This is a genomic window from Blautia pseudococcoides (assembly GCF_001689125.2).
In the GTDB taxonomy this organism is placed as follows: Bacteria; Bacillota; Clostridia; order Lachnospirales; family Lachnospiraceae; genus Blautia; species Blautia pseudococcoides.
In genome coordinates this window covers 3,556,384-3,569,450 of the sequence record NZ_CP015405.2, presented here as the reverse complement: position 1 = coordinate 3,569,450, position 13,067 = coordinate 3,556,384, and the positions used below count along the sequence as shown (strand labels likewise).

Here is a 13,067-nt window from a genome sequence, read left to right as displayed (position 1 = left end):
GTTTACAGAGATGTCGGACGTGGTAAAAATTAAGAAAAAAAATGACCTGGGTATGAGGGCAAAAGAGAATGTATATCAGGCTATATTGTGGGTGTTCCTCCTGGCTATTGCTGCCAGCATGATACTTCCCTTTGTATATGTGGTGGTGCTTTCCTTTACAGACTCCTCCGTTTATGTAGCAGGTGAGTTCGCGCTCTGGCCGAAAAAATGGTCTATGGCAGCATATGAACTGATCGTTACAGGGACAGGATTTTTGAATTCGCTGAAATCCACACTGATTATCACAGCAGTGGGTACGCCTCTGAGTGTATTCTTAAATGCAGGTGTGGCATATATGCTCTCCAAACCCATTCCGGGGAAAAAATTTATCAATACCTATGTCATGTTCACAATGCTTTTTGCAGCGGGTATGGTACCAAACTTCATGAATATGAAGTCCCTGCATCTGATTGACAGCTATTGGGCCTGCATCCTTCCCGCGGCCTGCGGGGCGTGGTCCATTATGGTTATGCGTTCATTCTTCCAGTCATTGCCCATAGAACTGGAGGAGGCAGCTAAAATAGACGGCTGCGGACAGCTTAGGATTTTTGGTACGATTGTAATTCCCCTGTCCAAGCCCATGCTGGCAACCATGACATTGTTCGCTTTTGTGGGTTACTGGAATACCTATTTTAACTCCATCATGTATATAACATCCACAGCAAAATCCAGTCTGCAGGTGTATGTACAGAAAGTAGTTCTCTCATCCAATATTTCAGACGTGATTGACGTCCAGTCCAGTGTTGCCAATGCTGTGCCGCAGGAAGTTATGCGAATGGCGGCAGTAGTTGTTGTAGTTTTGCCCGTACTGGTCATATACCCGTTTCTGCAAAAATATTTTCAGTCAGGTATGATGGTGGGAGCAGTAAAAGGCTGAGTATAAAGAAAAAAATAATATTATATCATTACAGGAGGTTTTCAAAATGAAAAAGAAGTTTAAAAAACATGCAGCCCTCACAATGGCAGCAGCCATGGCAGTATCCTGCCTGGCAGGTTGCGGCGGCTCCGATGATGCGGATGCGGCGGCAAAAAAAGGAACGGAGATAAAGAAAGAGGAAAAGGGATCTTCCAAGGACAGCAACGGCAGAATGACTATCTCCGTAATGGGAATTGACTGGGGATATGGACCGGCCCAGGACAATGAGATGGAAAAATACTGGGAAGATCTCTTTGAGGTGAATCTGGATATCCAGTGGATCAACTGGGAGGATTACGATCAGAAGGTAAACACTATGATCGCTGCGGGAAGTATTCCGGATGTAGTGCAGATCAGCAAGGAGGGAAATGGTTCTTATTACTATCCGATCTTCACCCAGGCTATTGATGCAGGCGTTTTCCTTGATATGACACCCTATCTTTTTGACAATGGAAACGGGATCGCAGAGACCAACGCGGTTATGAAAAACTGGAGTGGGGATATGTGGGATCAGGCAAAATATAATGAAGGTATTTATATCATGCCCCGGTCCAATACGGAAAAAGGCCAGTATTCCGGCATTGAAGTCCGCAGGGATCTGATGAAAAAATATGGGTTTGAAGAAGAACCCACTACGATGGAAGAGCTGAAAACATGGCTCATCGACCTGTCCAATGCGGCTACAGAGGGAGAAGGCAAAAAAATCTATGCCCTGGAATACTTTGGGGACAACTTCATGGATACCCATCTGAAAGCTTTTGCAACTGCATTTACGGGACAGACAGACTGGGCTATAGATGAGAATGGAGAGTACCAGTACATGCAGTTCAATGAGAAATATATTGATTTTCTGAACTGGGTAAAAGACCTTTATGACGCGGGCGTCATTGACCCTGAATTTGCATTGAATAACAGCGATACTTCCAAGTGGAAAGCCGGAAATTCCATTGCCTATCTGGCAACCTGGTATAACTGGAACCAGTCCGCAGACCTGGTAAGCGATAAAAACTTTGATGAGAGCGCGCCGGAGGGATGTGAAGCATGGTGCCTGAAGCCGGTGAAAGGACCGGAGGCGTATGCGGTAAGTCCAAACTATACAGACATTGATTCCTGTATCGCCATAAGCGCAGACTGTTCTGAGGAAAAACTGGAAAAGATCATGGATATGTTCAATGCAACAGAAGAAAAATATCCGGGATATAATGATGTGATGAAATATGGTATCCAGGATGTACATTATACTCTTCTGGATGACGGAACAAAGGATACTACAGACGAAAAATATAAAAAGGCCAGACAAGATGGATATGTAGGTGCGTGGAACCAGATTTTCCTGAAAACAGACGTGGACCAGATAACAGACAAATTTATGAAGGACGGTGCAAAGAGGGCTTCTGATGAGAGTATTCAGAGAGCAAAAGAACTGAAGGAATTTGTCACCAATGACCTGCAGGCCACAGGAATGAAAAATGAGATCCAGAACCTGCAGTCAGAGACATACAACAATCAGTGGAATGTGCTGACAGATGATGTGAATACCATGTGTACACAGTATGTCATGGGGCAGATCGGTGAGACAGAGTGGGAAACTTTTGTGAAAGGTATCGTTGACTCTGCCGACTACAAGGCAATACAGAAAGAGTTCAAAGACTCCGCTAAGGGCAGAAAATAAGAAGATTCATGACAATAGAAAGTTCGCAAGGCGTGCTTTCTATTGTTTAACTGCGGCAGCAGAGAAAAGCCTCTTCAGTACAAAAATATATCAGGTATTTGGTACTGAGGGGGCTGTTTTTACAGAATGGGAGGAATAATGGAACAGATTACAATAATCAAAAATGAGACTTGCAGCGTCAGAATAGAACTGGGAATCCAGAGGATCACAGAAGCACTCCAACATGCAGGATATGCGGTGGCAGAGGAGAAAATGCCTGAAAATTTTGAGGATTACCGGAATATACCCGGTAAAAAGCTTTATGCAGGGGTCCAGAAGCAGGATAGATTTCTTCAATGGCTGGAGGAAAATGAGATTCTGGTCTTTCATACAAAGGAGCCGGAGGAGGAAGGATTTTACATAGAGTCCTGCCCTGCACGGCTTACGGTCATCAGCGGAGGAAGTGAGACGGGAGCCATGTACGGCTGTATGGAACTGAAGGAGAGAGTGGAACGGATGGGGGAGATGCCGGCAGAGATCACCTTTGGAGATGCGCCGGTATTCAAACTGCGCGGTCCGGCCGTTGGCCTTCAGAAGACAAAAGTGGAGGCTCCCCGCCTGACCTATGAATATCCCATCACACCGGGGCGTTTTCCCTGGTTTTATGACAGGGAAATGTGGACGAAATTCATGGATATGCTGCTGGATATGCGGTGTAATGTCCTCTATATCTGGAGCGGACATCCGTTTTCCTCTCTTGTAAAGGTGCCGGACTATCCGGAGGCATTGGAAGTGACAGAGGAGGAATTTCAGCAGAACAGAGAGCTTTTCGGCTGGCTCACAAAGGAATGTGACAGAAGAGGGATCTGGGTGGTACTGAAGTTTTACAATATCCACATTCCGCTTCCGTTTGCCCGTGCTCACGGGTTGGAACTGCTTCAGACCAACATCAGTCCCCTGGTGGCGGATTACACAAGACAATCCATCCGGGAGTTCATCAAATCCTTTCCTCATATCGGCCTTATGGTCTGCCTGGGAGAAGCGCTTAGGGGCACACAGAATAAGACGGACTGGTTTATCGACACCATTATCCCGGGCGTAAAAGACGGGGTAAGAGAAGCGGGGCTTGCGGAGGAACCGCCCATTATCCTGAGAGGTCATGATTGTGACCCTATTGGGGCCATGGAGGAGGCCAAGAAAAAATATACCAATCTGTACACCATGTGGAAATATAACGGGGAAAGCCTTACCACCTATTATCCGAAAGGGAACTGGCAGAAGATCCATCAGTCCCTTTCCGGTCTCGGAACCACCCATATTATGAATATTCATATTCTGGCGGATTTAGAGCCATTCCAGTTCAATGCACCTCTCTATATCCAGAAATGCGTACAGGCAGGGCAGAACCGCTATGGCTGCAACGGACTTCATCTTTACCCGCTGTTTTACTGGGACTGGCCGTACACACCGGATAAAGTTTCACCTCGCCTTTTGCAGATGGACCGTGATCATATCTGGTTTGCCGCATGGTTCAGGTATGCATGGAATCCGGACAGGGAGGAGAACACGGAGAGGGAACACTGGGAAAATGTTTTTGCACGGCATTACAAGATCTCACGGGAAATGGCAATAAAACTTCTGGCAGCACAGGAAAATGCCGCCCAGTGTGCGCCAAAGCTTCTGGGCCGTGTGGGCATTACGGAGGGAAACCGCCAGACACTCAGCCTGGGCATGAGCATGAGCCAGTTTACCAATGTGACAAGATTCCGGCCCAACCGGGAACTATGGGGATCTGTGGCAAGAAAAGGGGAGCAGCCGGATGACTATATGATAAAAGAGTTAAACAAAGAACCGCATCTTGGTGAAACGCCTTATGACTGTGTGGAAGAGGTCATGGCCCATGCAGAGAAAGCGCTTGATCTGTGCGAGGAGGTGGTAACGGCCCAAGGGGAGGACCGGGAGGATCTTAACCGCCTTTATACAGATGCCCGGGCTGTCTACAGCATGACCATTTCCTACTGCAAAAAGATCGAGGCGGCTATGGAAATCCTGCGTTATAAGTATACTATGGATGAAAAATGCAGGGGAGATATAAAGCTTCTTGAAAAAGCAGAACAGAAAATGGCAGAGTCCCTGGAGGAGTACAAAAAGCTGGCGGCACTGACGGAAGAGACCTATTTCTATGCCAACAGTATGCAGACGCCCCAGAGAAAAATCCCGTTTCCAAATGGAGAGACCTACGGACACTGGACAGCCTGCCTGCCGGAATACCGGAAGGAATTGGAACATTTCAGAGCACATCTGGCGGAGCTGCGGCAGGGGATCCTGCCCACAGACCATGCCAGGGAAGTCACTGCCGAACCTCTGAAACCAGCGCCTTATACGCTTTTGGGATCCGGAAGCTGTGAGAATTATGGGTTAAAAAAGGGAGAGAGCGTATTTTCTGACTGTTCCTGCAAGATCATCAATCTGGCGCCGGAGCTTGCCAATCTTACAGGTGTGCGCATGGGACTGGGAGCAGCCATTGAGGAGGGCGTTACGGTGAAGCTTGCACTGCCCCAGGATTCTTATGTGCTGGCAGGGTATATGAACGCAAAGGGCGTGGAGTGGCTGCAGCTTCCGGACCTGGAGACCAACACCCATGCAGATGACAGGGGAGGCCTGACTGTGGTCTATGCAAATGCCATAAAGGCGGAGGCGTGCCCACCGATCAATATACATGCCTACCGCTATGAGAAGGGAACCCATGACATTTATTTTGGTACAGGGGCTTTTTTGATAGCCGGCGTGGTAGCTGCAGATACAGTGATGAAGCCGAGAAATGCAAATTTGGCCGGAGAGGGACTGGAAACCCTGGACTGGCTATATGAGGAATAGAAAACGCAAAAGGAGAGAATTTTAAGTGGCAGATAAATTACCAAGAGAGATGACGGGAGCAGAACTGAAATCCATGCTGAAAAGCAGCATCAACCTGAAAAGCCTGGGAGGTGTCAAATGCCCGGAGCTGAAGCTTGCGCCGGAGGATCTGCAGTGGTGGAGAGATGCCAAGGTGGGCATGTTTGTGCATTGGGGTCTGTATTCCATTCTGGGAAGAGGAGAATGGGCGCGCTTTAATGAGCAGATACCAAAAGAAGAGTATGAGGCACTGGCGGATGCGTTCATTCCCAGGGATTTTTCCATGACCGAGTGGACAGATTTGGCAAAGGATTTCGGCGCGAAATATATGGTGATGGTTACCAGGCACCACGATGGGTTTGCCCTTTGGGACAGTCCTGCAAGTTATGAAGGGTTTACTTCCTATGAGAGAGGGGCAAAAAGAGACTTTGTAAAAGAGTATACAGAGGCGGCAAGGGCGGCAGGCCTGAAGGTGGGGCTTTATTATTCCCCTATGGACTGGAGGTTCCCCGGATATTTTGACCCGGAAGGACTGCCAGAGAATGCACAGCTTATGAAAGAACAGTGCTACGGGCAGGTGGAAGAACTGTGCAGCAAATATGGCCCTGTGGACATTATGTGGTACGACGGAGGCTGGCTGGCTCATAAGGGAAGTGACACTTCCAGCGCCTGGTTCTGGGAGCCGGTAAAACTCAACAAACTGGTGCGCAGATATAATCCCAAAACACTGTTAAATCCCCGTTCCGGTTATGAAGGTGATTTTTACTGCGATGAGGGGTCTCATGAGATCACCGGAAAGATCCTGCCCGTGCCCTGGGAAAAAAATATGTGCGTATGCAGCGGCTGTTCCTGGGGCTGGATGGCAGATGATCCGGTTTCCAGTTTTGAAAGGCTGATAAAAATGCTGGTGGATGTTATCTGCCGTGACGGCAACTGGCTTTTGAATGTAGGGCCTGACAGAAACGGAAAGCTTTCTGATGAAGTGAAAAACCGTATGCGGGAGATCGGCGCATGGCTTGCAAAGTTCGGGGAGGCCGTCTATGGAACCAGAGGCGGGCCTATTGAGCCGCTGGACGGGGTTTACGGCACTACATCAAAAGGGAATAAAATATATCTTCATGTACTGGATACCGCAGCGTGCAGCAAAAGCCGGATCATGTTCGAGGGGTATAAAATTGAGAAGGCGGCCCTGTTCCACGGGGAGAAGGTGCCTTTTGAGCAGAAGGAGAAGGCATTTTTTCTGGATTTAAGCAGCGTAAAAAATCCGGAGACAGACACCATTGTCGTGCTGACCCTGGATAGAGAAGTGGAGAGAAAAGAAAATTCGGAGATACATTTCACCGGAAAATAAAGAGAGCAGGAGGAAGAATCATGCAGTATGGAGTGGCATATTACCCGGAGCATAAGAGCGACGGGGAACTGGACCATGATATGGAGCTTTTGACAGCATCCGGCATCAATACAGTGCGCATGGGAGAGTTTGCCTGGTGCAGAATGGAGCCGGAGGAAGGCAAATATGATTTTGAGTGGCTGGAGGAGTCGGTGGAGCGTCTCGGAAAAGCAGGGATCCGCAGTATCATCTGCACGCCTACCGCCTGCCCTCCGGCATGGCTGGTTCACCGGCATCCGGAGATGCTGTATGTGGATAACAGAGGAAAAAAACGGCCTTTTGGCGGCCGCCGTTTCTACTGTTACAATAATCCGGTGTACCGGGAGTACTCTGCAAAGATCACAGAGGAGATAGCAAAGCGTTTTGGGAAAAGTCCGTACGTTTCAGGATTCCAGATTGACAATGAGCCGGCTCAGGAGGCTTCCGGCAGGTGCCATTGTCCGGTGTGCCGGAAAAAGTTCTCCAGGTGGATGGAAAATAAATTTAAGACGATCCGTGAATATAACAGGCGCAGCGGCAATATCTTCTGGGGACAGGATTATGAGGATTTTGACCAGATAAAGCCGCCGGTAAATACAATAGAGGTCAGCGCTTGGCAGGATATGCCGGTATACTTTGAAAATCCCACTTTAAGGCTTGAATTTGAGCGCTTCAGCAGCCGGTCCCAGATTGAATACCAGAATATCCAGGCAGATATCCTGCACAGATATACAGACTATCCGGTAACAACCAACGGAACCGGACTTGCCACCAACAGTATTGACTATTATGAGAGCACGAAAAATCTGGACTGCTACGGATTTGACTATTATCCGGGCCTAAGGGACGCGGCGGTAGATTCGTTCCCTTATGCATTTGCCAGGGGAGTAAAGGCGGGGAAGCCCTTCTGGGTTATGGAATTTATGTCGGGCGGCGGCCATCGGTTCGGAGGTTCCGGGCGTGTTCAGCCCAATCCGGGAGCACTGAAACAGGCGGTCATCCAGTCTTTTGCCCACGGAGCCGACATGATGCTGCATTTTCAGTTCAGAACATTTCCGTTTGGAGCGGAACAGCTCAATTACGCCATTGTGGATATGGATGGTGTTCCAAGACGCAGATATTATGAAATGCAGGACACAGCAAAATTACTTACACAGCTTGCCCCTGTGGAGAGAGCGGAATTTTCCAACCAGGCTGCGGTCTGTGTGGATTATGATTCCCACTGGGCACTGCGCATTAAGCCGGTCAATGATCCGGACTTTCAATATCTGGACTACGCGGGAAGGATGTACCGGATCTTGGCGGAGCGGGGATATAATTCGGATGTTATCAGCTATGACGCTGATTTTTCCAAGTATAAACTGTTGGTGCTCCCAGCAGCGTTTATCACGTCCGGGGCGTTTCAGATGAAGCTGCGCAGATATGTGGAAAATGGAGGCATTTTGCTTGCCACATTCCTGACATCTGTAAAAAACAAAGACAATGTGGGATATACGGAAACACTTCCGGCAGGCCTCACAGATGTGTTTGGTGTGTCTGTGGAGGAGGTGGAACCAATCTTTGCGGGCAACCAAAATCAGGTACATCTGACCTTAAAGGATACGGAGACGGACAGCGGGGACGGTATGTGGTGTGACCTGCTCGGGGGAACGGCGGAGGCTCTGGGAACCTATACCAGTGACTACAAAAAGGGCGCTATGATCGTCAGCAAAAATTCCTTTGGAAAAGGAAAAGCCTGTTATCTGGGGACCGATCTGGGTGAGAGGGCTATGGGTGAACTTTTGGCAGGCCTGTGCAGGGAAGCAGGAATGGCCCCCAGTCCGGTGAGGGCAGAAAAGAATGTGGAAGTGGTGCACAGGGTGCTGGACGGCCATGACTATTATTATATCTTTAATTTTACAGCCGGGGATACTGTGGTAAAGACAGAGGTTCCCGTATACGATTATCTGAAAGGGTGTGTGTATGAAAATGACATACCAATGGAGAGAAACGGATTTGTACTGGTAAAAAGGTGGAGGCAGAGATGATTAAAAAGACAGGATTTATTACCCGTGTGGTGTGTACTCCCGATGGGCTGGTGAGAGAACCGGGAATGACCATAACAGAACCTGGGACCTATGACACGGTTGTGTGCACCCCGGGAATGGAAAAAGAAGCTGTTATTTTTGAAAACCATAAGACACAGTTTCTTGTACAGACAGAATATGAATTTACTCCACGGGAGATCTGCAGGTTCATGATCGAGGGCGGAAAAGCCAGGATCGTCACAAAAAAGACCATTGACGGAGAGCGCTCCTTTGTGGAGAATGCAGCCACAGTGAAGACTGGGGATTCCTATTCCTGTACGCTTAAATTTAAGATAAGCGGGGAGGAAGCCATCTACGGACTGGGACAGCATGAGAAAGGGACTTACAACTACAGAAACACGAAAGAGTACCTCTATCAGAATAACATGCAGATCCCCATGCCGGTGTTTCTGTCCTCCGCCGGATATGCGGTTGTTTTTGACGCGGACTGTCTGATGACTTACGAGGAAGCCCAAAATGAGATCCGTCTGGACTTCGATGCTGCGGATCAGATTAATTATTATGTGATCGCCGGGGAAGGCTTTGACAGACTGGTTGAGGGGATCCGCTGCCTGACAGGGAAAGCTGTCATGCTCCCGCGCTGGGCATTTGGGTACATACAGTCAAAAGAGCGGTATGTATCCCAGGAAGATATTCTGGATACCTGGAAGGAATTTAAAGACAGGCAAATTCCCCTGTCCTGCCTGGTGCTTGACTGGAAATCCTGGGAGGATGGCAAATGGGGAAACAAGATCATGGATAAAAACCGTTTTCCGGATCTTTCATCCATGACGGAGCGGCTCCACGGAGATGACACGGCATTCATGGTATCTATATGGCCGAATATGAACCGGGGATGCGAAAATAACCGGGAAATGCTGGAGGCCGGAAAGCTTTTAGCAAACCTTTCCACCTATGATGCCTTTGACCCGGAAGCCAGGGATCTGTACTGGCGCCAGTGTGAACAGGAATTGTTTTCAGGGGGGACGGATGCCTGGTGGTGTGACTCCACAGAACCCTTCACACCGGATTGGAATGGGCTGGAGAAAAGAGAGGATGAGCAGCGGTATGAGCTGGCAAAAAGTGAGCTGACAAAATATTTCGATGCAAGGAGGGCAAATAACTTTGCACTGGCTCACGCCAAAGGTATTTATGAACATCAGACGGCAGCGTGCAGGGAGAAAAGAGTAGTAAACCTGACCCGTTCCGGTTCCCTTTCCATTCAAAAATACGGAACGGTTCTCTGGTCAGGGGATATTATGGCCACCTGGGATGTTTTCCGCAGGCAGATCGCCGAAGGGCTTTCCATGTGTATGTCAGGCATCCCTTACTGGACACTGGATATCGGCGCCTTTTTTGCTGGCTCCACCCAGGGATTCCGCCGCTTCAGCAATGTGCGTGAGGGGGAGGCTCCCTGGTTCTGGCAGGGGCTTTTTGAAAAAGGTGTACAGGATCTGGGATACAGGGAATTATATACCAGATGGCTGCAGATGGGAACCTTCCTTCCTGTCATGCGCTCCCACGGAACAGATACACCGAGGGAGCCATGGAATTTGGGGGAGCCCGGGGAGAAATATTATGACACCATAGTATCCTACATCCGTTTCCGGTATAAGATGCTTCCCTATTCCTATTCCCTGGCCCATATGGTTGAAGAAGATTCCTATACCATGTTCCGAAGCCTGATGTTTGACTTTGCCTGTGATCCGCAGGTAAAGAATATGGCGGGAGAGTTTATGTACGGCCCTGCCTATCTGGTCTGCCCCGTGACAAAAGCCATGGAATACGGTCCTGAAAATGAGAAGCTGAAGGGTCCGCAGAGCTGGGAAGTATATCTCCCGGCGGGTGCACAGTGGTATCACCAGAAGAAAAAGGAATTATATGCAGGAGGCAGGACTTATGAGGTGGAAGCCCCTGTGACCTGGCAGCCTGTTTTTATCCGGGCTGGCTCCATAATTCCCGTGGACAGCAAATGCGGCAAAAAAGGCATTGCCGACACCATTGAGGTTTACGAGGGTGCAGATGGCCGTTTCTTATATTATATGGATAACGGTATGGACTACCGGTACCGGGAAGGTCAGTATGCAGCCATTTCCATGCAGTACGATGATGAGACAAAGACCTTATTTCTGGACAAAGTGCAGGGCAGCTATAACTATCCAGGGACTTTTGGCATCCGCTTTTACAGGAAGGACGGCACGCTGAAAAAGGGAAGGTTGGATTACCGCGGAAAAACGGCCTCCTACATGTTTGGCTGAGACTTACGCCTGGGGGATTCCAAGGGTTTCAGGAAGCATGGGAGGGATCCGGAAAGTTACCCGGAATCCATGGTTTCCAAAACCTCTGGAGACATGCAGGCCGGAATCCTTGCCAAATACCAGCATCAGCCGTGTATTTACATTGGAAAGTGCAAAACCGTTATCCTCGTTACGGTTTAGGACAGGCTGGGAAAGTTTTTCCTCCAGTGCAGCCAGGTCTTCTGAGGATATGGAATAACCGTCATCGTCAATGTAGAATTCCAGCCAGTTTTCCCCATTCTGTTTCACCGGCTGCACAGAAACGGTAAGAAAATTGTCATCCCGGTCCGGGACAAGGCCGTGTACAAAATAATTCTCTATAAGGGGCTGCAGGGTGTTTTTGGGGATGCCGTAAATTTTCAGGGAACCTCCAATGATGAATTCGTAGTCAAAGTTACCATAGCGGTACATATACAGGTTGATCAGATTTTCACAGAGATTCAGTTCCTCGCCGATGGAGACATAGAGGTTGCGTCTTGTCTGGTTCCGGTACATTTTTGAGAGAAGCAGCAGCATCTGGGAGGCATCACTGTACTGACCCTTCATGATCTGAACCCGGATCTGTTCCAGGGTGTTATACAGGAAATGGGGGTTGATACTGGTCTGCATGGCATACAGCTCTGCCTTTTTCTGGGATATTTCATAGAGGTATGCTTTTTCCACGTTTCGCTGGAGCTCATCGCACATGCCGTTGAAGCTGCTGATGATCTGTGTGAATTCATCATTGCTTTTCGGTACGGGCAGCCGGTAATCCAGATTGTTTTGGCCTACAAGTCCCATACCGGCCTGGATGGTCTTGATCTTCCGGTCTGAAGTACGCAGGGTGACCACGTAGAGAAGAATGGATGAAAGGCAGATAAAAAGGGCCAGGGATGCCAGGATTATCTGGGAAAAGCTGTTTTCTACCGGGGAAGCAGGAACCTGATAGCCGGTATAATATTCATAACGGCTGCTGCCTGTCCAGGCATGGTAATAAGGCTCCCCATGCAGCATCCGGCGGACCGCAGAGGTCTGCTGGGTATTGCCCTCAACAGAGGTAACGTCAGGAAGGATCAGATCTTCCGGGGAGGTGTATTCACCTGCGGAGTTATAGATAATATGATCCTCCTTGTCCGTAATGGTGAAGACTCCGGCTTCGTTCATATGGGAGTCTGCTATGGCATTGGAAAACTCTGATACCCCATACAGAAGGATCATCTGTCCAAAGGGGATCAGCTCGTCTCCGGAGTAGTCAAAAACTGTTCCTGTAAGGCCGTACACATGATCCCCCGGTTTTTCATATTCTGAGCTGAGGGAATCAATCTGGGCGTCAGAAAGGACACGGAGCTGGTAAGGTTCCATCTTATAAGTGTTCTGACTGAGCTTCAAGGGAGTGATGGTGTCGTAAGCGGGGCTGTACTGGTAAAGCCGCCCTGTTCTGGTCAGCAGAAGAATGCCGCGCAGATTCTGGTCATACCGGCAGATTTCCCCCAGCATCTGCACAATGGAATAGTTTGTGGAGGAATCAGGGGAAAAGTCTTCCCTGTAAAGCCTGCAGAGTGTCTGGTATCTGGATGCGCTGGAAAATACAGGGGCCAGGGTGTTGGCCATGGAATTCTGCCGGGCAGTCAGGATAGCGGAGAGATTGCTGATCACAATATCATAATCTTTGAGAAAATCATTTTTTTCCTGCTCTTTAATAAGGCGGCTGCTTAAAAGAAAAAGGGAAACGGTAACCGTACATACAGTGATAATACAAATCAGCAGCATTTTAGAATAATATCCGGATGCCAGTTTCTTGATCATGGGAATCTCCTTGTATATGGGAATGCATAATGTTATCTGTTATAATGAA

7 protein-coding genes are annotated in these 13,067 nt (G+C 48.7%); 6 read left to right on the top strand and 1 reads right to left on the bottom strand.

Translation table 11 applies throughout. From position 1 onward, the window contains the following. The first annotated feature begins 10 nt into the window (after nt 1-10). The 6 genes from A4V09_RS16860 (at nt 11) to A4V09_RS16835 (ending at nt 11,194) form a co-directional block, all read left to right on the top strand. Nucleotides 11-916 carry a carbohydrate ABC transporter permease gene (locus A4V09_RS16860; RefSeq protein WP_084043639.1) on the top strand — a complete coding sequence of 302 codons (906 nt, stop codon included), beginning with the start codon at nt 11-13 and terminating at the stop codon, nt 914-916. 46 nt (nt 917-962) lie between these two features. Further along, nucleotides 963-2,627 (top strand): type 2 periplasmic-binding domain-containing protein, encoded by a 1,665-nt coding sequence (locus A4V09_RS16855; RefSeq protein WP_065543365.1) that lies wholly within the window; start codon nt 963-965, stop codon nt 2,625-2,627. A gap of 138 nt (nt 2,628-2,765) precedes the next feature. Continuing rightward, a complete protein-coding gene (locus A4V09_RS16850; RefSeq protein ID WP_065543364.1) occupies nt 2,766-5,483 on the top strand; it encodes a hypothetical protein in 2,718 nt (905 codons plus the stop codon). Between the two features lie 25 nt (nt 5,484-5,508). Then, complete coding sequence (locus tag A4V09_RS16845; protein WP_089280663.1) at nt 5,509-6,852, top strand: alpha-L-fucosidase; 1,344 nt, start codon at nt 5,509-5,511, stop codon at nt 6,850-6,852. 20 nt (nt 6,853-6,872) lie between these two features. Further along, nucleotides 6,873-8,897 (top strand): beta-galactosidase, encoded by a 2,025-nt coding sequence (locus tag A4V09_RS16840; RefSeq protein ID WP_065543363.1) that lies wholly within the window; start codon nt 6,873-6,875, stop codon nt 8,895-8,897. Then, the gene (locus A4V09_RS16835; protein ID WP_065543362.1) at nt 8,894-11,194 is read left to right on the top strand and encodes a glycoside hydrolase family 31 protein; all 2,301 of its coding nucleotides are present in this window, start codon (nt 8,894-8,896) and stop codon (nt 11,192-11,194) included. The genes A4V09_RS16840 and A4V09_RS16835 overlap by 4 nt, the downstream gene beginning before the upstream one ends. Nucleotides 11,195-11,197: 3 nt before the next feature. Here A4V09_RS16835 and A4V09_RS16830 read toward each other — a convergent pair whose 3' ends face one another. Continuing rightward, the gene (locus A4V09_RS16830) at nt 11,198-13,018 is read right to left on the bottom strand and encodes a sensor histidine kinase (RefSeq protein WP_065543361.1); all 1,821 of its coding nucleotides are present in this window, start codon (nt 13,016-13,018) and stop codon (nt 11,198-11,200) included. Nucleotides 13,019-13,067: the final 49 nt, after the last annotated feature.

Coding starts and splice junctions, on each gene's coding strand:
- A4V09_RS16840 (WP_065543363.1), top strand. CDS start 6,873: ATGCAGTATGGAGTGGCATATTACCCGGAGCATAAGAGCGACGGGGAA.
- A4V09_RS16830 (WP_065543361.1), bottom strand. CDS start 13,018: ATGATCAAGAAACTGGCATCCGGATATTATTCTAAAATGCTGCTGATT.
- A4V09_RS16855 (WP_065543365.1), top strand. CDS start 963: ATGAAAAAGAAGTTTAAAAAACATGCAGCCCTCACAATGGCAGCAGCC.
- A4V09_RS16860 (WP_084043639.1), top strand. CDS start 11: ATGTCGGACGTGGTAAAAATTAAGAAAAAAAATGACCTGGGTATGAGG.
- A4V09_RS16850 (WP_065543364.1), top strand. CDS start 2,766: ATGGAACAGATTACAATAATCAAAAATGAGACTTGCAGCGTCAGAATA.
- A4V09_RS16835 (WP_065543362.1), top strand. CDS start 8,894: ATGATTAAAAAGACAGGATTTATTACCCGTGTGGTGTGTACTCCCGAT.